The 21,475-nt window shown below is 52.0% G+C and carries 25 protein-coding genes; all 25 read right to left on the bottom strand.

The features are described 5' to 3' along the window. Window positions 1-186: 186 nt before the first annotated feature. The gene (gene spoIVB, locus EDM21_RS11510; RefSeq protein ID WP_166541957.1) at window positions 187-1,521 is read right to left on the bottom strand and encodes a SpoIVB peptidase; all 1,335 of its coding nucleotides are present in this window, start codon (window positions 1,519-1,521) and stop codon (window positions 187-189) included. A 127-nt stretch (window positions 1,522-1,648) separates the two neighbouring features. Beyond that, the gene (gene recN, locus EDM21_RS11515) at window positions 1,649-3,385 is read right to left on the bottom strand and encodes a DNA repair protein RecN (RefSeq protein WP_157335598.1); all 1,737 of its coding nucleotides are present in this window, start codon (window positions 3,383-3,385) and stop codon (window positions 1,649-1,651) included. 70 nt (window positions 3,386-3,455) lie between these two features. Next, window positions 3,456-3,902 carry a transcriptional regulator AhrC/ArgR gene (gene ahrC / locus EDM21_RS11520; protein ID WP_068775303.1) on the bottom strand — a complete coding sequence of 149 codons (447 nt, stop codon included), beginning with the start codon at window positions 3,900-3,902 and terminating at the stop codon, window positions 3,456-3,458. Further along, a complete protein-coding gene (locus tag EDM21_RS11525; protein WP_157335600.1) occupies window positions 3,899-4,357 on the bottom strand; it encodes a hypothetical protein in 459 nt (152 codons plus the stop codon). The genes ahrC and EDM21_RS11525 overlap by 4 nt, the downstream gene beginning before the upstream one ends. A gap of 118 nt (window positions 4,358-4,475) precedes the next feature. After that, window positions 4,476-5,327, bottom strand: a complete 852-nt coding sequence (locus EDM21_RS11530; protein WP_157335601.1) for a TlyA family RNA methyltransferase — start codon at window positions 5,325-5,327, stop codon at window positions 4,476-4,478. A 76-nt stretch (window positions 5,328-5,403) separates the two neighbouring features. Beyond that, on the bottom strand, window positions 5,404-7,290 hold the full coding sequence (gene dxs, locus EDM21_RS11535; RefSeq protein ID WP_166541958.1) for a 1-deoxy-D-xylulose-5-phosphate synthase: 1,887 nt from the start codon (window positions 7,288-7,290) through the stop codon (window positions 5,404-5,406). 113 nt (window positions 7,291-7,403) lie between these two features. After that, the gene (locus EDM21_RS11540; protein ID WP_201280785.1) at window positions 7,404-8,294 is read right to left on the bottom strand and encodes a polyprenyl synthetase family protein; all 891 of its coding nucleotides are present in this window, start codon (window positions 8,292-8,294) and stop codon (window positions 7,404-7,406) included. Between the two features lie 8 nt (window positions 8,295-8,302). Beyond that, window positions 8,303-8,578: an exodeoxyribonuclease VII small subunit gene (xseB, locus tag EDM21_RS11545; RefSeq protein WP_068775298.1), complete on the bottom strand. Its 276-nt coding sequence runs from the start codon at window positions 8,576-8,578 to the stop codon at window positions 8,303-8,305. Further along, window positions 8,571-9,929 (bottom strand): exodeoxyribonuclease VII large subunit, encoded by a 1,359-nt coding sequence (xseA, locus tag EDM21_RS11550; RefSeq protein ID WP_157335604.1) that lies wholly within the window; start codon window positions 9,927-9,929, stop codon window positions 8,571-8,573. The genes xseB and xseA overlap by 8 nt, the downstream gene beginning before the upstream one ends. Window positions 9,930-9,933: 4 nt before the next feature. Further along, a complete protein-coding gene (gene folD, locus EDM21_RS11555) occupies window positions 9,934-10,806 on the bottom strand; it encodes a bifunctional methylenetetrahydrofolate dehydrogenase/methenyltetrahydrofolate cyclohydrolase FolD (RefSeq protein WP_157335606.1) in 873 nt (290 codons plus the stop codon). Between the two features lie 37 nt (window positions 10,807-10,843). Continuing rightward, entirely contained in the window at window positions 10,844-11,305 is a 462-nt protein-coding gene (gene nusB, locus EDM21_RS11560) for a transcription antitermination factor NusB (RefSeq protein WP_157335607.1), read from the bottom strand. Window positions 11,306-11,414: 109 nt separating this feature from the next. After that, window positions 11,415-11,645, bottom strand: coding sequence for a DUF2273 domain-containing protein (locus tag EDM21_RS11565; RefSeq protein WP_068775294.1), 231 nt, complete (start codon window positions 11,643-11,645; stop codon window positions 11,415-11,417). 14 nt (window positions 11,646-11,659) lie between these two features. Further along, the gene (gene amaP, locus EDM21_RS11570; RefSeq protein WP_166541959.1) at window positions 11,660-12,226 is read right to left on the bottom strand and encodes an alkaline shock response membrane anchor protein AmaP; all 567 of its coding nucleotides are present in this window, start codon (window positions 12,224-12,226) and stop codon (window positions 11,660-11,662) included. 78 nt (window positions 12,227-12,304) lie between these two features. Continuing rightward, entirely contained in the window at window positions 12,305-12,715 is a 411-nt protein-coding gene (locus EDM21_RS11575; RefSeq protein WP_068775292.1) for an Asp23/Gls24 family envelope stress response protein, read from the bottom strand. Between the two features lie 87 nt (window positions 12,716-12,802). Beyond that, window positions 12,803-14,161 (bottom strand): acetyl-CoA carboxylase biotin carboxylase subunit, encoded by a 1,359-nt coding sequence (gene accC / locus EDM21_RS11580; protein ID WP_157335608.1) that lies wholly within the window; start codon window positions 14,159-14,161, stop codon window positions 12,803-12,805. 17 nt (window positions 14,162-14,178) lie between these two features. Next, on the bottom strand, window positions 14,179-14,676 hold the full coding sequence (accB, locus tag EDM21_RS11585; RefSeq protein ID WP_157335609.1) for an acetyl-CoA carboxylase biotin carboxyl carrier protein: 498 nt from the start codon (window positions 14,674-14,676) through the stop codon (window positions 14,179-14,181). A gap of 191 nt (window positions 14,677-14,867) precedes the next feature. After that, window positions 14,868-15,647 carry a SpoIIIAH-like family protein gene (locus EDM21_RS11590; protein WP_157335610.1) on the bottom strand — a complete coding sequence of 260 codons (780 nt, stop codon included), beginning with the start codon at window positions 15,645-15,647 and terminating at the stop codon, window positions 14,868-14,870. Window positions 15,648-15,695: 48 nt separating this feature from the next. Then, on the bottom strand, window positions 15,696-16,337 hold the full coding sequence (gene spoIIIAG, locus EDM21_RS11595; RefSeq protein ID WP_157335611.1) for a stage III sporulation protein AG: 642 nt from the start codon (window positions 16,335-16,337) through the stop codon (window positions 15,696-15,698). Between the two features lie 43 nt (window positions 16,338-16,380). Next, on the bottom strand, window positions 16,381-17,238 hold the full coding sequence (spoIIIAF, locus tag EDM21_RS11600) for a stage III sporulation protein AF (protein WP_338043972.1): 858 nt from the start codon (window positions 17,236-17,238) through the stop codon (window positions 16,381-16,383). Between the two features lie 125 nt (window positions 17,239-17,363). Beyond that, window positions 17,364-18,548 (bottom strand): stage III sporulation protein AE, encoded by a 1,185-nt coding sequence (spoIIIAE, locus tag EDM21_RS11605; protein ID WP_157335613.1) that lies wholly within the window; start codon window positions 18,546-18,548, stop codon window positions 17,364-17,366. Between the two features lie 60 nt (window positions 18,549-18,608). Continuing rightward, a complete protein-coding gene (gene spoIIIAD / locus EDM21_RS11610; RefSeq protein WP_166541960.1) occupies window positions 18,609-18,998 on the bottom strand; it encodes a stage III sporulation protein AD in 390 nt (129 codons plus the stop codon). Between the two features lie 12 nt (window positions 18,999-19,010). After that, window positions 19,011-19,214, bottom strand: coding sequence for a stage III sporulation protein AC (gene spoIIIAC, locus EDM21_RS11615; protein WP_068775284.1), 204 nt, complete (start codon window positions 19,212-19,214; stop codon window positions 19,011-19,013). Window positions 19,215-19,228: 14 nt separating this feature from the next. Beyond that, on the bottom strand, window positions 19,229-19,750 hold the full coding sequence (spoIIIAB, locus tag EDM21_RS11620) for a stage III sporulation protein SpoIIIAB (protein WP_157335614.1): 522 nt from the start codon (window positions 19,748-19,750) through the stop codon (window positions 19,229-19,231). 161 nt (window positions 19,751-19,911) lie between these two features. Next, window positions 19,912-20,979 carry a stage III sporulation protein AA gene (gene spoIIIAA / locus EDM21_RS11625; protein ID WP_157335616.1) on the bottom strand — a complete coding sequence of 356 codons (1,068 nt, stop codon included), beginning with the start codon at window positions 20,977-20,979 and terminating at the stop codon, window positions 19,912-19,914. Window positions 20,980-21,046: 67 nt separating this feature from the next. Beyond that, entirely contained in the window at window positions 21,047-21,313 is a 267-nt protein-coding gene (locus EDM21_RS11630; protein WP_157335617.1) for a YqhV family protein, read from the bottom strand. Window positions 21,314-21,475 lie beyond the last annotated feature (162 nt).

The raw sequence follows: 21,475 nt of genomic DNA on the forward strand, positions 1-21,475 counted from the left end.
CCTTTATTTTAAAAAAGCGGGTAGTGTCTTTTTCCTTGTGTTACAAATTCGACACCCCGAATCAAATTCCTCCTGTCGAAAAATTATTTTCTTTATTTTTTCCAGCCGATATTCTATAATAGAGTTTTATCTTTGTATTTCAACATTTTTCGACAAATCCTCTCTATAAAAAAGAAGAACCAAAGGCTAGCTCGCCTTCAGTCCCTTTGCGTCTGTTTCCGGCCTTAACACGATGCCTGCGTCATGAAGCATCCATTCGATAAAGCAGCCGTAGCCGCTTGACGGATCGTTAACGAAGACATGTGTGACCGCCCCAATCATCTTGCCATTCTGTATAATGGGACTGCCGCTCATCCCCTGCACAATGCCCCCGGTTTTCTCCAGAAGGCGTTTGTCCGTCACTTTAATGACCATGCCCTTGGTTGCCGGGTACTCCTGTTTGGTTACGTGGACGACCTCGATATCAAACTTCTCGACTTTTTGCCCACTCACCACGGTGTAGATCTGGGCCGGCCCTTCTTTTACCTCTTCAGCAAAAGCAACCGGAATAGGCGTATGGGATAAACTATAATCCGGAGCTTCCTCCATTTTACCGAAAATTCCGAATGACGTGTTCTTTTCAATATTTCCAATCACTTTGCTGTCTCTAAAAATTTGGGCATGCTTCTCGCCCGGTTCACCGTTCTGGCTTTTGGCAATAGAAGTCACACTTGAGTGCACCACTTCGCCGCTTCCCACCGCAATAGGAGTCTGGGTATCCATATCCGTTATGACGTGGCCCAGAGCGCCGTACACATTCTGCTTGGGAGCAAAGAAGGTAAGTGTGCCCACACCTGCGGCCGAATCGCGGATGTACAAGCCGAGCCGATAAGACTTATCCATCACATCGTAAGCCGGCTTCAGTGAAAGGTTGAATTTCTGGCTGCCTCTTTGGACGGTCAGCTCCAGCGGCTTCTTACTCTGTCCGGCTTGATTGACAAGACTGGAGACCTTGGAGACGTCCGAGGACGGTTTGCCGTTAATGGATACGATCAAATCACCGACCTGCACCTTGGATTCCTCACCCGGAGAGATCTTCTGATTCTCCCCTACTGACACCAGATGATGCCCCACCACCAGAATACCGGAGGATTTAATTTTGACACCGATGGTTTGTCCGCCCGGAATGACTTTAAGGTCGGGGACTACGCTAACTTTTACCGTCTTAAAAGGAATGGCGCCGAACAGCTTGAGTTTCATTTCTGTCGACCCATGCCGCTCCGACTGGAGGGAAATCGGTTCATTCAGATTAACTTGAAATGAGTGCCGGGCGTTCCCGTTGACCTTGACGATATCGGGGTCCTTGACTGTTAACATGGCGTTAACCGGCATGGTTAGCCTTAACTGCTTGCCTTGGCCGCTGAAAAGCCTAAGCTCGTCGGGGAAGGAAGCGAAGCTCTGGAAAGGGGAAGAGATACTAAAGATACACACAAGGAAAACGAGCAGAAGACCAATGAATCTTTTCCGGCGATTCGATTTCACTTGACCACGCTCCTTCTGCTTTCTGGCCCTGACGAAAGCTGATTTAGCTGACTATCGCCAATTGCGTACCTTTAAGGTATCCTCCCGCCATCCGTTTTATAACTGCAAATGCTTCTAGAGACCTCAGTTAGTTCCTCGACTTTTGTTCGTCTGCCAATGCAAGCATTTCTTGAGCATGATGCAAAGTCGTTTCCGTAACTTCCACTCCGCCGAGCATCCGGGCCAGTTCTTCGACTCTGCCGCGGCGGCTTAAATCGGTTACGCGGGTATAAGTGCGTTCCCCTTCGACTTCCTTATGGATATAAAAGTGAACATCCGCCATACAAGCTACCTGCGGAAGATGGGTGATGGAGAATACCTGGCAGCTAACCGAAAGCACGGATAGTTTCTCGGCGATGGCCTGGGCTGCCCGTCCGCTTACGCCCGTGTCTACCTCGTCGAATATAAGGACGGGAATCCGGTCCAGTCTGGCGAAAATGCTCTTCATCGCCAGCATAATCCGCGACAGCTCGCCGCCGGAGGCGATCTTGCTCAACCCCCGCAGGGGCTCCCCGGGATTCGGAGCCATGAGGAATTCCACCTGATCGATACCGTCGCGGGTGAATTTCACACTCCCGTTATCCAGCGCAAGGCCTGCCTGAGCATTCGCAGCCTCTATATGGGCCACCTGCACGCGGAACTGCGTACGCTCCATATGCAGGTCTCTCAGCTCTGTCTCAATCTCTTGAGCGAGCCGTCCTGCGATTTTGCTGCGCCGCTTCGAGAGATCCAGCGCTGCCTTGGCAAGCTGTGAAGTTTCGGCAGCCAGTTTATCCTGGAGCTTCTGGATAATCTCGTCTTTGTTCTCGATTGTCGCGAGCTCACCGCTGATTTTATCGCTGTAAGCCAGGATTTCTGTGATGGTATCGCCATATTTGCGCCGCAGCGAAGCAATAAGATCGAGTCGCAATTCGATTTCATCCAGACGCTCCGGATTAAATTCAACTTCATCCCGGTAATCCCGCAGCTGATAAGCCGCATCTTCAAGCTGGTAAAAAGCATTCTGCATCTGTTCGAGCAGAGGCGCTATCCCCGTTTTGTCAATGGAGGCTACATCCTGGATGCGGGCAATGGACTTCCCGATGGAGTCCAGTCCGCTGTTATTCCCATACAGGGTATCATAAGATGCGGCTACATTCTTATACAATTTCTCTGCATTCGCAAGCTTGCTCTTCTCTTCCGCCAGGCCGATCTCTTCCCCTTCCTTCAAGGAAGCGGCTGCTATCTCATCGACCTGAAACCGGTATAGATCCAACATCTGCAAAGATTGTTTACTCGTCTCGACTAGAGACTTCAGTTCTTTGCGGAGCTTGGTATAACGGTCATAACTTGCCCGGTATGCCTGCAAGCTAGCGGCAATCTCTTTCTCTCCGTATGTATCGAGCCAGTGAATATGCTCATCGGATTTAAGAAGAGATTGATGCTCATGCTGCCCGTGAATATTCACGAGCCATCTGCCCACTTCGCGGAGCATGGTCAAATTGACAAGCTGGCCGTTAATCCGGCTGGAGCTTTTGCCGTTTGCCGTAACTTCACGGCGGATCAGAAGCTGTTCTTCGGCAGCGGCCTCAATGCCGAGCTGCGTCAAAGTTTCCCACACGGGGTGGTCTTCTTCGACCTCGAACACGGCTTCAATTTCCGCCTTCTCACTGCCATAACGGACGAGTTCGGAAGAACCCCTGCCGCCTACAATCAGACTAAGTGCATCAATAATAATGGATTTACCGGCTCCCGTCTCACCGGTGAGCACATGAAAACCTGATTTGAAACCAATATGAACGTACTCGATTACCGCCAAATTACGTATAGACAGTTCTGTGAGCATAGGTTCCTCCCCGTATCCGCTTCTCTATGAGAGCGAATTAACCAATTTTGACTTCAATCTACTGCATCTATCAAATCAAAGACATAATTTGGTCCACGACTTTCTTGCTTACATCCTTGGAACGGCAAATAATCAGAATGGTATCGTCCCCACAGATGGTTCCCATGATCTCATTCCATTCCAGATTGTCCATTAAAGCGCATATCGTATTGGCCGTTCCCGGCATACATTTCATTACGACAAGATTATCGGTGAAGTCAATATTAATAAAGTGATCACTGAGCGCGCGCTTGAGTCTCTGCAGGGGGTTATAACGCTGATCCGCCGGCATGGAGTACTTATAGCGGCCATCATCCAAAGGCACCTTAATTAAATGCAGCTCTTTGATGTCCCGGGATACTGTGGCTTGGGTCACATTAAAACCAGCAGTACGGAGAGCTTCGACTAGATCGTCTTGTGTTTCGATCTCGTTATTCGCAATAATTTCGCGAATCTTGACGTGGCGTTGCCCTTTCATTCGAACACCTCAATGTGAAACGTAATTTGTTTGATTTTGCGCCCGTTCATATCCACATACAGGACACCCTCGGCTTCCGGCACCAATAAAGAATAGGCCAGCAGCCGTTCCCGGATCGCGCTTCCTGTCATCTCAAGAGGCTTCCGTTCCTTCGCTACCTTGACGAGATACAGTTTGTCATTTTTTTCCGCAAAATAATCAATAAACAGCCGGCTGTAGAGCTCTTCTTTCTGGTTAAGGGTGATGGTGATCGGGATTCTCGTCTTGCCGCCAATAACATCAAAGCCTGCGCCTAGAAGAAGGTCAACAACCTCGTCGTCCGGAACTTCCGTATAGACAGGCCGATATAAAGAACTCTTGTCAGGCTCAACCAGCCATTTATGAAAACGTATGCCGATCCATGCTGCGAGTAGTCCCAGGAGCAAGATTAGGATGAACGCATCCCCGTTTTGCATAGGCAATCACCTCGACATACGTATTCGCGAATGAAGGCTAGGAATCCTTTTGATGCCAGAAGACCAATACTGGGCTGAGGACTAAGAATATATGGAACCGGGTGCGCGGCATCTCTATCTATCCGGAATGCCGGTTTAGATCGGGTTTGGCAAACTGCGCTTTGGCTTCGGCTGCCACACGATTGATATGCGGGGTAAAAGGCTCCACAATCGTTTCCGGATCATCCGGATTACAGGTCCAGTAAGCCAGGAACTCTATATTGCCTTCGCCCCCTGTAATCGGTGAATACGTAAGGCCCTTCAAGTTAAATCCCAGGTCTTTGGCATAACCAAGCACCTGTTCCAGCACTTCCTGGTGTACGCCAGAATCACGGATAACACCGGACTTCCCGACCTTCTCACGGCCAGCCTCGAATTGGGGTTTAATCAGAGCCACGGTTTCCCCTGTCGTACCGAGCAGCGCTTTAAGTGGCGGGAGAATGATGCGCAGAGAGATGAAGGAGACATCAATACTAGCGAAGTTAGGTGCAGGTCCATCCAGTACTTCCGGTGTTACATAACGAAAATTCGTCCGTTCCATAACATGAACACGCTCGTCCTGCCGTAACGACCAGTCTAACTGGTTATAACCGACATCGATCGCATAAACATAGGACGCGCCGTGCTGCAAAGCACAATCCGTAAATCCGCCTGTCGAAGCCCCAATATCCAGCATCACGGCATTTCGAATATCCAGGTTGAAATGTTTTAAAGCTTTTTCCAGTTTGAGGCCGCCGCGGCCCACATAAGGATGTACGGCTCCTTTTACCTTAAGGGCAGATGCACGGCTAATTTTCATCCCTGCTTTGTCCACAGGCTCCTCATCAGCAAAAACAAGGCCAGCCATAATGGCGGCCTTGGCTTTTTCTCTGCTCTCAAAATATCCATGCTCAACTAAAAGTACATCAATTCGTTCTTTATCTGTTGCCATCCGTTAACTCCTGTAGGGTCCGTCGTTTCATCGAGCGGATTGTTAGTATCAAATGTTTAAGACCTTGCATGGCGTATTAAGCATGCTGGCGTTTGCGGGGCAGAAGAGATTTCACCTGGGTAGCCAAATGTTCAGCCGTTAAGCCGACTTCCTGCCGCTGTTCCTTGATGGAACCGTGCTCCACAAAATAATCCTGAACACCCATAACGCGGATGCGCATGCCATCAATTCCCTGACGGGCATAGAATTCCAGGACACTGCTGCCGAAGCCGCCCATTTCAGCACCTTCTTCCATCGTAATGATCGGCATGTGTTCCTTGGCCAATTGAAGCAGCATCGCCTCATCCAGCGGTTTAATGAACCGGGCGTTGATCACGCGCAGATTAATGCCTTCCTTCTTTATGGCCTCCGCGGCTTCAAGAGCAACCTGATTCATCGGGCCCACGGCCAGTACAGCCATCGTGTCGCCTTCGGTCAGCGTTTCCCACGTGCCGATCTCGATCGGCTCCGGATGCTCATCCAGCTCTACGCCTAATCCGTTAATCCGTGCATAACGGACAGCGATAGGACCGTCGTTATACTCAATGCCGGTCACCATCATTCGGCGCAGCTCATTCTCATCCTTAGGCATCATCAGAACCATGTTGGGAAGACTGCGCAGGAAAGAAATATCATAGACACCCTGATGCGTCTCTCCGTCCGGACCGACAAATCCGGCCCGGTCGATGGCGAACATCACGTTCAGATTCGGCCGGCAGATATCGTGTACGACTTGATCGTAAGCCCTTTGCAGGAAGGTCGAATACACGGCGAATACCGGCTTTATTCCTTCGGAAGCCATTCCGGCGCACAAGGTTGCGGCATGCTGTTCGGCAATTCCGACATCGATCATCCGGTCCGGGAATCTCGCGGCAAAGTCCATTAGACCTGAACCGCCCGGCATAGCCGGTGTAACGGCTACGATGCGCTTGTCCTTCTCAGCCAGCTCAATCAATGTGCTCCCGAAGACATTCGTATACATAGGGTTCCCGACAGCTTTGAGGAATTGTCCGGACTCAATCTTATAAGGACTTGCCCCATGCCACTTATGAGAATCCAATTCTGCCGGGGAGTACCCTTTACCTTTGGTCGTAATCACATGAATCAGGACTGGACCTTGGATCTTCTCGGACTGCTTGAGGGTCTCCAGAAGCAGAGGCAGGTTATGTCCGTCGATAGGGCCTATATAGTTGAATCCGAGCTCTTCAAACCAGACACCCGAAACCAGCAAATATTTCAGACTGTCTTTGACTTTCTCTGCCGTTTTGGCCAGAGTGCCTCCAATAGCCGGGATTTTCTTAAGGAGTAGTTCCACTTCTTCTTTGGCTTTACGGTAATGCTTATCCGAACGGATCTTGCTCAAATAATTATGAAGTGCTCCTACGTTAGGAGCAATAGACATTTCATTGTCATTCAGAATAACGGTCAGATTCTTCTTCTCATGGCCAATATGATTCATAGCCTCAAGAGCCATACCTCCGGTCATAGCACCGTCGCCGATCACCGCAAACACGCGGTTATCTTCACCGTTAAGATCACGGGCCATGGCCATCCCCATCGCTGCAGATAACGAGGTGCTGCTGTGACCCGCTTCCCATACATCATGCTCGCTTTCCGCCCGTTTGATAAAGCCGCACATGCCTTTGTACTTACGCAAAGAGTCAAAGCGGTCCTTACGCCCCGTCAAAATCTTGTGAACATACGCCTGATGGCCTACGTCAAAAATAAATTTATCCCGAGGGCTGTCATACAGAGCATGCAGCGCGATGGTCAGCTCCACTATACCCAGATTGGAAGAAAGGTGACCGCCGGATACCGACAGCTTTTCGACGAGAAATTGCCGAATCTCCACCGCCAGCTGTTCCAGTTCTGCTGTTGATAGCTTCTTCAAATCGTCGGGCTGGTTGATATGATCGAGCAGCACATGAATTCCTCGCTTTCTAAGGGAAAAAAATATACAAAAGTTTGAAATGCGTTCATTTGTTCGTGTATTGTCATGAAAACATTATATCATAAAACAAAGGCGGATACACAAATCTAGCGGTCCCGCTTCATCAGGTAATCAGCCAATTCAAGCAGCCTCTGCGGATTAGAAACGGTACCGCTGCTCACGGCGGACACAGCCTCATCCGTTAATTCACGTACCCTCTGCATCGATTCATCCAGTCCGATAAAGAAAGGATACGTCACTTTCTGCTGTTTCTCATCACTGCCAGCCGGCTTACCCAGCTTCTCCAGCGTACCGGTTACATCCAGTATGTCATCCTGGATTTGGAAGGCCAGACCAATGCTCCGGCCATAACGGGTGAGTGCTTCCAGCTGCTTCTCATCCGCGCCGGCCACTCTTCCTCCCGCCCGCAGCGAGAAAATAATCAGATCACTCGTCTTATGAAGATGAATATATTCAAGTCCGTTCAAATCCGTGGCACCCTGCTCCGCCTGCATGTCGGCTACTTGCCCGCCGACCATGCCGCGCGCACCCGAATATTCGGCCATTTCGGATAGGATGGCGAGCACCTGCTCAGCCGGAACTCCCAGGCTGCGCGCCTGGGAAGCGGTATAAAAAGCTTGTGTCAGCAAGGCATCGCCAGCAAGAATCGCCATCGCTTCCCCGAATACTTTGTGGTTGGTTAGTTTGCCCCGGCGGTAATCGTCATTATCCATTGCGGGCAAGTCATCATGAATTAGGGAATACGTATGTATCATCTCGATCGCGCAGGCTACAGGCATCGCGGCTTCCATACGGCCTCCGAAAGCTTCGGCTGCGGCTAATACAAGGATCGGCCGCAGTCTTTTGCCGCCGGCATCAAGGGAATATTGAGCCGATTCCCTGAGAATGCCGGGAATGTCCCATTCTTGCGGGAACAACCGTTTGAGCTCATCTTCGACTTCCTTAGCATAATGGGCAATATATTCATGGATGTTCATGTCGGTGTTCAAAGAGATTCCCCTTTATCCTCGACGATGTTCGCTCCGAAGGGCTTCTTTGAGAGGCCGGCTTCGTTTTCCACGAGCATTTCGATTTTTTTCTCGACGATCTCCAGCTTTTGTCCGCACAAATGGGACAGTTTCATGCCTTCCTGATACAGTTCGATGGCTTTCTCCAGCGGAACGTCGCCACTCTCGAGCTTGGCTACAATTCCTTCAAGCTTGTCCATCGCTTCTTCGAAACTCAGTATAGCTTCTTCCTGCGGATTCGTTTCGTTAGCCATCCTTTTTCTCCTCCATTGCCCAGACATGACAACTCAACCGGCCATCCGTCAACTGCACGCTTACCATATCGCCGAGTTGTACCTGCTCGATTGAATTGACAAGCCGTTTCTCTTGTTCATCATACACAAGACTATATCCGCGCTGCATCACTTTCAGCGGACTGAGTGCATCGAGATGCCGAAGTGTAGACATCAACTGCTGCTTGCGGCCGCGCGCGATACTCTGCATAGCAAGCGTCAGCGCCTTCTGCGAGCCCTCTGTACGACTGCGGGCGAACCGGACCTGCTCCTGCGGATTGAAACCCGACAGAGTCCGTTCAAGCCGCATGCGACGGTCGTTGGCCCGTGTGAGCTGCTGCCGCATCCGGAAGTTCAGCTGCTCGCCCAGCCGGTCCAGCCGCTGGGCGGGGTGCTGCAGCAGCTGGCGGTGCGGATTGGTCAGGTACGGCGAACGGCGGAGCCGCTCCAGCCGGTCCTGACGCCGCTGCAGCTGCTGCAAGAGACCCTGGTGCAGACGCTGGCGGAGATGAGCCATCTGCTGCTTCAGCTCCAGATGGTGAGGCACCGCCAGCTCTGCTGCAGCGGTCGGCGTCGCCGCACGGAGATCGGCGACGAAATCCGCGATGGTGAAGTCGGTCTCGTGACCGACGGCCGATATGACCGGGATCGCGGAAGCGAAGATCGAGCGTGCAACGACTTCTTCGTTGAACGCCCACAGCTCTTCCAGCGATCCCCCGCCCCGGCCGACGATCAGGACGTCGACTTCACCGAGCCTGTTCATCGTCTCAATCGCCTTGACGATGGAAGGGGCCGCCTGCGCGCCTTGAACAAGTACCGGATACAGCAGGATCGGTACGTTCGGATAGCGGCGCTGCAGGGTGATAATAATATCGCGGACAGCCGCTCCCGTCGGCGATGTTACAACGCCGACCGCTTTGGGCATCCGCGGGATTGACTTCTTCCGCTCGACGCGGAAGAGCCCTTCCTCTTCGAGCTTCTTTTTGAGCTGCTCGAAGGCCAGATAGAGGCCGCCGATGCCGTCCGGCTGCATTTGCGTGACGTAGAACTGGTACTGCCCGTCCCGTTCATAGACAGACACATTGCCTCTGGCGATAACCATAGTCCCTTCCTTGGGCCGGAAAGGCAGCCGCTGGTTATAGGAAGCGAACATAATGCTTTTCAGCCGGCTGTCTTTATCTTTCAGCGTAAAATACATATGCCCGCTGGAGTGATGGGTAAAGTTGGAGATCTCGCCGCGTACCCATACATCCTGAAGCCGGTTGTCGCCTTCGAGCTTCATTTTGATGTAACGGTTGAGATCCTTAATCGATAGAACCGCGCGCTCACTCATCGCTCTACAGGCCCGCTGCCGTACCTGATAGCGACGCACGGCGAGCGGAACTCAGCGTGTTCTTGAGCAGCATGGTGATCGTCATCGGACCTACGCAGCCGGGAACCGGCGTGATATAGCCTGCGATGTCTTTGACCGCATCAAAATCAACGTCACCGCACAGCTTGCCTTCGGCATTACGGTTCATGCCCACGTCAATGACGACAGCACCCGGTTTCACGTGCTTATCTTCGATAACATTCGCTTTACCCACTGCGGCAACCAGGATATCCGCCTGCCGGGTAATGTCCTGCAAATTAGGTGTACGTGAATGACAGATCGTCACCGTTGCATGCTCGCGGAGCAGCAGCATAGCCATAGGCTTGCCGACAATGTTGCTCCGTCCGACTACTACGGCATGCTTGCCTGCAGGGGAGACGCCAATCCTTTTCAATACTTCCATAACTCCGGCGGGAGTGCACGGGAGCATTCCTTCTTTGCCGATCATGAGATTCCCTACGTTAACGGGGTGAAAACAGTCCACGTCTTTACCCGGGGTGATTTCGTCCACAACCTGCTCTTCGTTAATATGTTTAGGCAGTGGAGATTGAACCAGAATCCCGTGAAACTCCGGATTTTCATTGTACTTGTGGATCAGCTTCACTAACTTCTCTTGAGACGTATCTGCCGGAAGACGATGGACATGAGACTTAATTCCGACCTGCGCGCAAGCCTTTTCCTTGTTATTGACGTAAACATGCGAAGCCTGATCGTCTCCGACAATAATGACGACCAGACCCGGCGTTGTCCCGCTCGAAATAAGCTCCGCCACTTCTTGCTTGATCTCTCCGCGAATCGAACTTACGATCTCTTTGCCGTTAATCACTTCTGCTGCCATGACGGTTCTCCTCTCATCTACCCCATTGGTATCTCTGTTATTCTTTACCCTTGCGGACTTCATCTCTAAGCGCATCCGCATCTTTGATCATCTTACCCAATACCCCGTTAACGAACTTGCCTGAATCATCCGTGCCGAAATGCTTGGCCAGATCAATCGCTTCGTTTACGACAACTTTGGGCGGCACATCTTCCTGGAACAGCATTTCAAAAGCAGCCAGTCTAAGAACTTCCCGATCCACACGGGACAGTCGGTCTATCTGCCAGCCTTTGAGATATCCGGAAAGCAGCTGATCAATACGATCACGGTTGTTTAGCGTTCCAGTTACCAGCTCACGGATATATTCCGGCATAATTTTCTCCTTGCCGTCAACCTGCGCTTCATTCTCATTCTCTGCTTCGTGCACGGCCACTTCCACAGCCTCGTGAGCCGAAACACCATTCATGTCGATCTGGTACAAACTCTGTAATGCAATTTCTCTGGCTACTCTACGCCTCATACCTGTAATCCTCCCAAATCTTAAAAACCGCTAGTCATTTCACATACGTCTAGTATACGTCATTTTAAATCCAACCCAAACAAAAAAATCCAAGGATGAACCAAGGATTTCATCGAAACATTCTCCATTTTTGCGAAAGGAATTGCCAGAGGGTCTGAAAAGGAAGAAGAAGATCCTCTCCTTGATCCAGCTTTTTGCCGATATAATATCCCAAAAACACGATAAATGCAAAAATCAGCATGTCCCAGAATCCGGCGATCAGGTACACCAGACCGAGCAGCAGACCGCCCGCTGCGCCAGCAATCGTTCCCGGATGTTCCTGCCATAATCGTTTTAACATGTGCAGGTTCACCTCTATTCTACCCGGCTTTTAAACGTGGGGGCGCTTTGAACGATATTCGCCACATAAACCGATACATGCGCAACGGGGATGCCCGTAATTTCTTCCACATGGCTCTTGACGGCGTTCTGCATTTCTTCGGTAATTTCCGGAATAGAGCTTTCCCCGTCTACCACCGTGCGGATGTTTATGTCAAGCCCGGCTTCACTCACTTTAACCCTTGCGCGCAAGTCGCGGACACCGCGTGTTCTGCCGGCCGCTTTTAAAGATAAGTTCTCAACGGTTTCCACGGAAATACGAATATCGCCAATCTCGGATCTCTGGTCGATCGAAGAGGCTTGTGTGCGGCTCCTGCGTACCGATATATAGAAAAACCGGAGGCTGAGCAGGAAAATAAGAATGCCGCCTGTGATAACAGCGACTTTCTCCCAGGTAAACCCTCTGTCGAACACATACCCCAGGTAGTATTCGGTCGTTCTTACCGGAATGAGCTGGAAGGCTGCGAGTACGGCAATGGCGGATATAAGCAATATTACGAGGCTGTATAGAAATAACAGGAGTCTGTCTAGTATTTTGACCACAGCTGTTGGCTCCTTCCGAAATAAGTGAGGAACCCCCGTCCTTCGCGGTTGGGGGTTAGATGTAGCCGCTGCTATTTATTATTTGACACGGTTTACCGCTGTTTCTTCTTCTACAGGCTTCTCTGCCGCTTTGAACTGGACATCGTGAATGTGAACGTTCACTTCCACTACGCTCAGACCCGTCATGGATTCGATTGCCTGCTTGACGTTCTGTTGGATCTTGCCTGCCACTTCGGGAATGCGGTGGCCAAATTCCATTACGATTGAAACATCGATAGCCGCTTCACGCTGGCCTACTTCAACCTTAATGCCTTTGGCAAAATTTTTGCGGCCCAAGAGTTCGGTGATGCCGTTAACAAAACCGCCGCTCATGCCCGCAACACCTTCAACCTCAACTGTCGCAAGACCTGCGATCACTTCAATTACTTCCGGCGCAATTTGAATGGTGCCCATATCTGTCTTCTCATAATCCGCTGCAATCATCGTCATTCTTATGCACACCTCCTGCACGTTTGGGATAAGCCCATTAATTAAATACTATACCATTCCGCCAAATTTATGACAACGAATCCGGGTCTAGGACTCCGGATCGTTCACGTCATGTTCTTCGAGGAACTTAATATCGAAATCCCCGCTAAGGAATTTACGATGATTAAGAAGTTTCAAATGAAACGGTATCGTCGTATGAACACCATCGATTGCAAATTCGGCAAGCGCGCGTTTCATACGGTTAACGGCTTCTTCACGAGTCGCTCCCCAAACGATCAGTTTGGCGATCATGGAGTCATAATGCGGAGGAATGACGTAGCCCGGATAAGCGGCGCTGTCTACACGGACACCAATTCCGCCCGGAGGCAGATAAAAGTCAACGCGGCCCGGTGAAGGCATAAAATTCCGCTCGGAGTCCTCTGCATTGATCCGGCATTCGATGGCCCATCCGTTGATCTGAATATCTTCCTGCGTAAACGGCAGCGGATGGCCTTCGGCCGCGCGGATCATTTCTTTGATCAGGTCGACACCCGTTACGTACTCGGTCACCGGGTGTTCCACTTGAATCCGGGTGTTCATTTCCATAAAGTAGAAATTCCCGTCCGGTCCGAGCAGAAACTCCAGTGTACCTGCTCCGGAGTAATTAACAGCCTTGGCGGCGCGGACAGCCGCATCTCCCATAGCCTGGCGGGTTTCCGGAGAGAGGGTCGGGCATGGAGCTTCTTCCACAAGCTTCTGTCTCCGGCGCTGCACGGAACAATCGCGTTCACCGAGGTGAACGGCATTGCCATGCTTGTCCGCAATGATTTGAATCTCGACATGTTTCATGCCCGTTAAGTATTTCTCCAGGTAGACGCCGGAATTACCGAAGTTGAGTTCCGCTTCCTGCTGGGCAGTGGTGATGTGCTGGACAAGCATGTCCTCGCTCTCCGCAATACGGATGCCTTTACCGCCTCCGCCTGCAGTAGCCTTGATAATGACCGGATAACCGATTTCACGTCCAAGACGGATTGCGTCTTCCAGATCTTCAATCAGACCGTCGGAACCCGGAATAACCGGTACGCCCGCGTCTTTCATGGTCTGCTTGGCGACGGCCTTGTCCCCCATTCTCGTAATGGCTTCCGGAGAAGGACCGATAAAGGTAATATTGCAGCTTTCACAAATCTCGGCAAAATCGGCATTCTCTGCAAGGAAGCCATAACCGGGATGGATGGCATCTGCATCCGTAAGTGTAGCCACGCTCATAATATTTGTAAAATTAAGATAGCTGTCTTTGGATGCTGTCGGTCCGATGCAGTACGCTTCGTCTGCCATTCTTACATGCAGCGCATCACGGTCGGCTTCCGAATACACGGCAATGGACTGAATGCCGAGTTCACGGCAGGCACGGATAATGCGCACAGCAATTTCACCACGGTTAGCAATTAAGACTTTCTGAAAACGCATAACTTCCCTCCGTTCAATCACTCCGGCTTCACCAAGAACAGAGGCTGGCCGTATTCCACTAACTGGCCGTTCTGAACCAGAACTTCGACGATCTCACCTTTTATTTCCGCCTCAATTTCATTCATCAGCTTCATCGCTTCGATAATGCACACAGCGGTCTTGTCGCTGACTTTAGATCCTTTGGACACAAACGGGGCGGATCCGGGGGATGCTGCTTCGTAGAATGTTCCGACCATAGGTGACACGATTTTATGTAATCCGGAATCCGATTCCTTCTGCTCGTCCACATTCGAACCAACCGTTGCAGACGCCTGTACAGATAGTGCAGATGCAGCTGTCTGGGGGTTAACCGGCGCGTATGTCTGCTGCAGCGGTGCACTTGTCACAACCACGGACTCGGTTTTGTTGGGTTTGCGTATAAGGAGACGCGAACCCTCATTCTCGATTTCGAGTTCCTGCAGGGACGTCTGGTCCATTAGTTTCATCAATTCTTTAATTTCGCTCAGCTTGAACATCCATGTCACTCCTTCAAAAATGGTGAACCGATGCCGTAATACGACGTATGTATTATATCACAACCTCAAGAAATGGAAAGAGTCCAGTTATCCGGACTCTTTTCCACTGATCTTTATTCCTTATTCGATTTGCTACCGCATAAATCCTCTTTACTTGTCAGGTAATTTATAAATTTTCAAATTTTTTACAGTTACTTAATGTATTGAACGGCAACTTCGGGTCCTACGTTCAGTTCTTTCATCACGGTTTCTACGATCGATACAGCCTGGCTTTTTTCCAGCTTCTCGGCCTGAACGGTCACTTTCCATTTGCTTCCTTCCTGAGTCAGCACCGCATTCGGGTAGTCTTTAGACAACACATCCTCGACATTCGTGACGCGTGTTACTGTATCTTCAATCTGCTGGAGCTGCTGCTGCGCCTTGCTGACCGCTTCGGCCGACTGTTTATTATCTGTAATGGTCGTCAGCAGTTTCTCCGTTTGTGCAGCCAGCTGATCGTTGCGCTCAAGCTGGAGCTTCGTCAAGTAATCGCGGCCGGACTTGCTGCTGGCTTGCATTTGCTGCAATACCTTCGCGTCAGCCGATACCGGTGCCGCTTCTTCTTTGCCATCTTTGGCTGCCGCAGATTTATCGGCCGGCGTTTTCTCTGCTGATTTCGGATCTGCGGCTTTGGGATCCGCAGCTTTGGGGTCAGCGGCTTTGGCATCGGCCGATTTTGCGGGGTCCGTCTTGGCCGCATCCGCAGCCTTGTCGCCCGTTTTAGCATCGGCAGCGGTCGTTTTGCCGGTTTGCATGGCTGCGGCCTGATCCGGCGAGACCTGACTCAAATCGATTTTAACCTCTTCTGTTTTGGGCGCATTAGAGGCCAAATCCATTTTGTCTACATCTTCTGTAAAAAGGTAATAAGCGGAAAGTACGACCATCAGGCTCAGCATGGAAACGAGCCAAATTGTTTGTCTTTTGGCATTCATTTGATATTCCTCCTTGCGGATAATGGTGGATGAACGAACAATTTGCTGCTATTCTGCCTGCTTTCGCGGAAGGACAGAAATGCGGTGAACCGGTACATCAATCCCTCGGGCAACGGCTTCTGTCATCATTTTCTTGACTGTCATGTCTTCGACCCCCTTGGCTACGACAAGTACACCGCTGACCTTGGGTTTAATCGTCTTGACCACAAGCGGCTGCTGGTCACTGGACACCTGATACAGAACCACTTTGCCTTCTTTAGTGATCTGCGAAATATTACGCGAGGCTCCATTGGTGTCTTTTTCCGTCGTTACCTGCTCCGAATCTTTCGTATCTTTCTCGACGACGATTTCTTCGGTGGATTCGATCGTAACGAGTACTTCCACATCGCCTACACCGACTATTTTACGGAGAATGTCCCGGAGCCGGGATTCGTAAGCCAGCTCATAATCCCGGAAAGGAGTCTTCTCCTTGGCCGCTCCACCCATGAATGTCTCGCTGCTCGGCTGCGTAGCCGGAGAGGCCCTGCTGTCACCTGCAGGATCGATTTCTTTAAAGTTCAGAAACGAGCTCATAATCATCAGGGCGGCACCGACCAGACCAAGCAGTATAATCCATAGTAAGGAACTGGAACGTTTGCCATCCTCGCCTGCCCCGAATAGTTTGCTTTTCCACTGCTTCCAAAAGCCCATCCGCTCACCTCACCATCGCTCCCTGCCGCATATTCTGGTAGTTCTAAAGCTTCGTTCGCTCCTTCGTCCATTGCACCGAAATGTGAGTGGGGTCTACCTGCCAGCCGAGCTGAATAGCTTTAACCAGCCGGGCTGACGCTTCTTGCTGCGCTGCGGTAAGCCTGCCCGCAGCTGCGGATGCTTCTGCCGGGTCTGCCGGCCCGCCCGAAGCGGTCCCCCCTATAGGCTCGGTGGAAATCTCCACCCGCGCCACAGGTGCGACCGGCTCGATCTGCGCGATTGGGCCGGTCTGCGGCAAATCGCCGGCGCCGGTACTTCCTGCGCCATTGCCGCCTGCATCCGCCGCCGCAGTGCCGGAACCGCCCGAACTGGGGGACGGGCTGCCGGCAGGCGAATCCGGTTCATCCAGCACGATCTGCACGCGGGTGACGGAAGGATTCGCCTTGCCGCCAAGTTCTGTCGTGACCCGCAGCTCCCGGATGGGATAGACCGTCTGCTGCTGCAGCTCTTGTTTCATCCCTGCAGCAAGATCTTCCTCCAGCAGGCGCTGTGCCTGCCGCTGATTCTCCGCCTTCAACCGGTCCGACTGCTGCAGGACCGCTTCCAGGGAGGCCGGCTCGGCAGGCGGGCTGACGGACTTAAGTCCGGATGACCCGCCCGCCCCTGCCGCCCGGAGCCCCTGCTGATTCTGCTCCAGCTGCGCAGCGGCAAGCAGCTTGCCGGGATCCCATCCTTTGCGGGTTATTTCCAGCACGGGGGACAGCAGCGTCAGGAGAATGAACAGGCTCATCGCCGTCCTTACGTAACGCTGCATTTTGCTCGTCGGGAGCATCAGTTCGATAAACGTCGCGAGAAGTATGAGCGCGACGACCGTCTTGAGCCAGCCGCTCAGCCAGTCCACGGCAGAAGCCTCCTTCCAGGCGAACAGCCTCTGTGATCCCTTCGGGCTGTCTGAGCTTGTTCGCCTATGCTTGTATATATTTGCTTTCGGAGACAAATATGCCGATTTTTTTTGAAAGTTATCCATTAACGCACCATAACCGCCATATTGCCTGCCGCGATCATAATCGTCAAAGCCAGGAAGAACATCAGCCCAACCGCTGCCAGCGATGCAAAGACGTAGATCATGCTCTTGCCGATCGTGGCCAGGCACCCGATAATCGGGCTGTTGCCCAGAGGCTGCATAACCGCAGCGCAGACATGATAGATTAGCGCCAGCGCCAAAATTTTGATTGCCGGAAAAGCGCAGAGCACAATGACGATCACCACACCGACTAGGCCTACCGCATTCTTGACCAGCAGTGAAGCGCCCAGCACGGTCTCCGTTGCATCCGAGAACAACCGGCCCACAACCGGGACGAAGTTCCCCGCAATATACTTGGCGGTTCGCAGCGTTACGCCGTCCGTTATGGCTCCCATACTTCCCTGCACGGAAATCACACCCAGAAATACGGTCAGGAACACGCCAAGCACTCCCAGACTGATTTTCTGAAGCAGATTCGCCAGTTGGGTCACTTTATACTTGTCCGACATGGAGCTGACGATATGCAGAACAGCCGAAATAAACAGAAGAGGAAACACGAACAGGTAAATAACCGTACCCACCGCATGGATCATAAATACGATCAGCGGGTGCAGCACAGCTACAGAGGTGATCCCCCCCGTCGAAGCCAGCAGGGAAAGCAGCAGCGGCATGAGCGCAATCATAAAATGAATCATCGAAGATATAGCCGATTTGGCATAATCAATGGCAACCTGAAAACTGTTGACGGCAATAATCAGCAGAACGAGATACGAAATGATAAATGCGACTTTACTTACGTTATTGCGTTCAAAGGAGCTTTGCAGCGTCTCCAGCAGCATGGAGAATACCGTCAGAATGACGATAGACACAAGCAGCTTGCCGTTGACGACAATCTCATGAAAGAAATAGCGCAGGGCACCTTTCAGAATCCCCGTCATGTCGAGGGATTTCGCACCTGAGAGCAGGTCGGCAAAGCTGGGCGGCCTGTTTTCCGGGAAATACCCTCCGTAATCCTTGATCAGCTTGTTCCAGAACGTTTCGACTGAATTCGTATCGAGATTGCCGGCCTGCTGCTGCATTAGACTATCCAGCGGGTTCTGCGCCCAGATCTGTCCGAGGAAGCTGACGAAGAGTGCGGATATAAGTACGAGCGTCGTCCAATTCCGGTGCGATAGCTGCTGCGTCAATGTGTTCCACTCCTGTCCAGTCCAAGTGTCCGAGGGTGTTCCGGCTGCCTGTCCACTTTTTTATCCGGGAATAAGCTTGACCACTGTTTCAATGATGACGGTAATAATGGGAATAGCCATTACCATAATAAGAATTTTACCGGCTAATTCAATCTTGGAAGCAACCGATTCCTGGCCTGCATCGCGGACGATTTGAGCGCCGAATTCAGCGATATAGGCAATGCCGATGATCTTGAGAATCGTTTTCAGAAAAATCATATTTACTCCCGATCGCTGAGCCAGATTTTCCAGCACTTCAATAACGGAAGCAATTTTACCCACCAGAAAAAGAAAGATGAGAATGCCTGTAAACGCCGCCAGCAGGAAGGCAAACATCGGTTTCTGCTCTTTGATAATGAGAATGAGGACGGTGGCGATTAGACCCAGCCCAACGATCTGAATGATCTCCACGGCAGCGGCCCCCTACTGGAACAGAAAGATCGTTTTGATTTCCTGGAACAGGGTATCCAGCAGCCTCACCACCATAAAGAGAACAACGACGAAACCAATGACCGTCACCCAATGCGCCATGTCTTCTTTTCCCATCTGCTTCAGAACCGTATGGATCATCGCGATAATAATTCCGATGCCGGCGATCTGAAAAATGGCATTGACATCTACGTTCATGCTAGGCACCCCACTTAATACATCAAAATGACGATCAATGCTCCGACCAGCACACCCAAGCTTCTCCACATCGCTTCATAGCGCTTCTGTTCTTCCGCCGCATTCGTTTCCTCCGCCTGCAGCTGCAGGACCGACAAGCGCAGGTGCTTCGCCTGATCGGTACGGTCGCTTAAGCCCAGCGTCTGTCCGAGCCGGAGGACAATCTGCATTTCGGCAGGCTTCATGGACGAACGCCGCCAGCCACCCTGCACCGCTTCGCTCCAGATGGTGCTGAGCGTGTCATCTTTCGGCTCCGACAGGCGCTCTGCCGCTTGGCGGAACATGCCGCAGAACGGTTCGGCCGATTGCCGGCTGAGTGTACGAAACGCTTCCGGAAGGGGTGTAGCGCCGTACACGATTTCCGTCTCAAGCCGCTGAAGCGCTTGGATCATGCTTCGGATTTGCTGCGGACGGCGGCGGTAACTCCGCGCTCTGGCAAAGCCGAAGCCAGCTCCCGCCGCCAGCACGAGGGCTGCTCCCGCCAATTTGACCCACATCGGAACTCCTCCTCGTCCCCGGCAGCATGCTAAAGGGGTGTTGTGATAATGCACTGCGGATTCAGCTTAGTACAGCGCACGGAAACAGCTTAGCGCAGCGCGTGAACCGCCTGGATACCCCGCAGCGTATGTTCTTGTTCTCCTTCTGCGGCAGCTCCTCTTCATCGCTTGCCCTGCGGAGGCACAAGCCCCCGGCTGCCCATGGCCGCCCTGCCGCCAAGCTCTCTCCGCTCGCTTGACGCCGCGCTGAGGCTGGGCGGACTAAGTGCGGCCATCAGCTTGCCGGCGGCATCATAGACCTGCATGTTGCGCTGCCCGCCGCCGGAGCGGCCTAGCACGGTACAGCGCCCGAATACACCGTCCGCCAAGAGGCCGCGCAGCACGGGACGCTTGCGGATATCGGCCAAATCACGCCCGTGGGCCGTAGCAATAATCCGAATGCCCGCATGAACGGCCTCATGGATGGCTTCCGCGTCTTCCGGACGGCCGATCTCATCCACGATCAATACCTCCGGCGACATAGAGCGGATCATCATCATCATTCCCTCGGCCTTCGGACAGGCATCCAGCACATCGGTCCGGGGTCCGAGGTCAAACTTCGGCACGCCTTTGACGGCAGCCGCTATCTCCGACCTCTCATCCACAACCCCGACTTTATAGCCGATCCCTCCGGTAACAGAAGAAATCCCTTCCCCGCTGCTGATAAGCCGGGCCAAATCGCGGATCAAAGTAGTTTTGCCCTGCTGCGGCGGCGATACAACGAGCGTATGGTGCACACATCCTGATTCTGTATGAATCAGGTACGGAAGCAGCGGGCTTCCTGCCCCTTTCAGCTCCCGGGCGATTCGGATATTGAAGGAGCTGACTTCCCGGATATGCTTAACTTGTCCGCCTTCAAGCACCACCTGTCCGGCTAAGCCGACCCGGTGGCCGCCGGGCATCGTAATATACCCTCTTTTCAGCTCTTCCTCAAACGAATAGAACGAATGACGGGTCAACAGTTCCAGCAATCCTCTGCATTCCTCGTGAGTCGGCCTGTAAGCATCGTCCGCTACAGCCGTCTGCCTGCCATCCCGGGTAACAAACGCGCAGCCCTTGTCGTACACGATTTCGAGCGGCCGCTCTTCCCTTATCCTGATTTCTTCCACAACATGGAGCAGGGATGCCGGGAGCGAAGCAACAGCGGCTCGTACGGCAGCAGGCAGATGAATCAATACGTTGTCCAGCATAAGCGTTCCTCCGGGTTGTCCTGTCTTCTACAACCATATGTATGCCCAGCCTGCCCGATTATGCGCCTTATTTCTTCAAAATCCCTATAAAAATACAGCTGACTCCGGCCACTACCCACAGCATTTTGCCAAAGGAAAGCTTCTCTGCAATGCCGACTAATCCAATCGTAGTTGTAGACAACAAGATAAGCGGCCCCGCCAAGGCAAGCCCCGTGTTCACGAGCAGCGCCTTCTCGATCTGATTAAAACGCAGCATAAGAAGAGCGGCCGCAATTTCCAGAGTGCCGGAAAATAAGCGCAGGGACGCCATAGTAAGAACAATTTTATTCAACATGTGATCATCACCTCTTTACATTCATCCCGCGATCTAAGCCCCGCTTCCCTCAAAAATCGCCTGTTGATTCACCATATGCGGGCCTGTCTGTTTTTAGGCATACTCCGCACATACCCCTGTATGAGCGCATAAGATGAACACGAAGTTTACCCCATCGGGGAA

Origin of the sequence: Paenibacillus lutrae, from assembly GCF_009757775.1 — a bacterium.
GTDB classification, from domain to species: Bacteria; Bacillota; Bacilli; order Paenibacillales; family NBRC-103111; genus Paenibacillus_F; species Paenibacillus_F lutrae.

What these genes read in the sequence shown, in the direction of transcription:
- EDM21_RS11590 (WP_157335610.1), bottom strand. Translation starts at nt 15,647, where the DNA reads ATGAATGCCAAAAGACAAACAATTTGGCTCGTTTCCATGCTGAGCCTG.
- EDM21_RS11575 (WP_068775292.1), bottom strand. Translation starts at nt 12,715, where the DNA reads ATGACGATGATTGCAGCGGATTATGAGAAGACAGATATGGGCACCATT.
- EDM21_RS11540 (WP_201280785.1), bottom strand. Translation starts at nt 8,294, where the DNA reads ATGAACATCCATGAATATATTGCCCATTATGCTAAGGAAGTCGAAGAT.
- spoIIIAG (WP_157335611.1), bottom strand. Translation starts at nt 16,337, where the DNA reads ATGGGCTTTTGGAAGCAGTGGAAAAGCAAACTATTCGGGGCAGGCGAG.
- accB (WP_157335609.1), bottom strand. Translation starts at nt 14,676, where the DNA reads ATGTTCAAGCTGAGCGAAATTAAAGAATTGATGAAACTAATGGACCAG.
- EDM21_RS11530 (WP_157335601.1), bottom strand. Translation starts at nt 5,327, where the DNA reads ATGGCAACAGATAAAGAACGAATTGATGTACTTTTAGTTGAGCATGGA.
- EDM21_RS11630 (WP_157335617.1), bottom strand. Translation starts at nt 21,313, where the DNA reads ATGTTGAATAAAATTGTTCTTACTATGGCGTCCCTGCGCTTATTTTCC.
- spoIIIAB (WP_157335614.1), bottom strand. Translation starts at nt 19,750, where the DNA reads ATGTGGGTCAAATTGGCGGGAGCAGCCCTCGTGCTGGCGGCGGGAGCT.
- EDM21_RS11565 (WP_068775294.1), bottom strand. Translation starts at nt 11,645, where the DNA reads ATGTTAAAACGATTATGGCAGGAACATCCGGGAACGATTGCTGGCGCA.
- nusB (WP_157335607.1), bottom strand. Translation starts at nt 11,305, where the DNA reads ATGAGGCGTAGAGTAGCCAGAGAAATTGCATTACAGAGTTTGTACCAG.
- ahrC (WP_068775303.1), bottom strand. Translation starts at nt 3,902, where the DNA reads ATGAAAGGGCAACGCCACGTCAAGATTCGCGAAATTATTGCGAATAAC.
- EDM21_RS11525 (WP_157335600.1), bottom strand. Translation starts at nt 4,357, where the DNA reads ATGCAAAACGGGGATGCGTTCATCCTAATCTTGCTCCTGGGACTACTC.
- xseB (WP_068775298.1), bottom strand. Translation starts at nt 8,578, where the DNA reads ATGGCTAACGAAACGAATCCGCAGGAAGAAGCTATACTGAGTTTCGAA.
- recN (WP_157335598.1), bottom strand. Translation starts at nt 3,385, where the DNA reads ATGCTCACAGAACTGTCTATACGTAATTTGGCGGTAATCGAGTACGTT.
- spoIIIAC (WP_068775284.1), bottom strand. Translation starts at nt 19,214, where the DNA reads ATGAACGTAGATGTCAATGCCATTTTTCAGATCGCCGGCATCGGAATT.
- spoIIIAA (WP_157335616.1), bottom strand. Translation starts at nt 20,979, where the DNA reads ATGCTGGACAACGTATTGATTCATCTGCCTGCTGCCGTACGAGCCGCT.
- accC (WP_157335608.1), bottom strand. Translation starts at nt 14,161, where the DNA reads ATGCGTTTTCAGAAAGTCTTAATTGCTAACCGTGGTGAAATTGCTGTG.
- folD (WP_157335606.1), bottom strand. Translation starts at nt 10,806, where the DNA reads ATGGCAGCAGAAGTGATTAACGGCAAAGAGATCGTAAGTTCGATTCGC.
- xseA (WP_157335604.1), bottom strand. Translation starts at nt 9,929, where the DNA reads ATGAGTGAGCGCGCGGTTCTATCGATTAAGGATCTCAACCGTTACATC.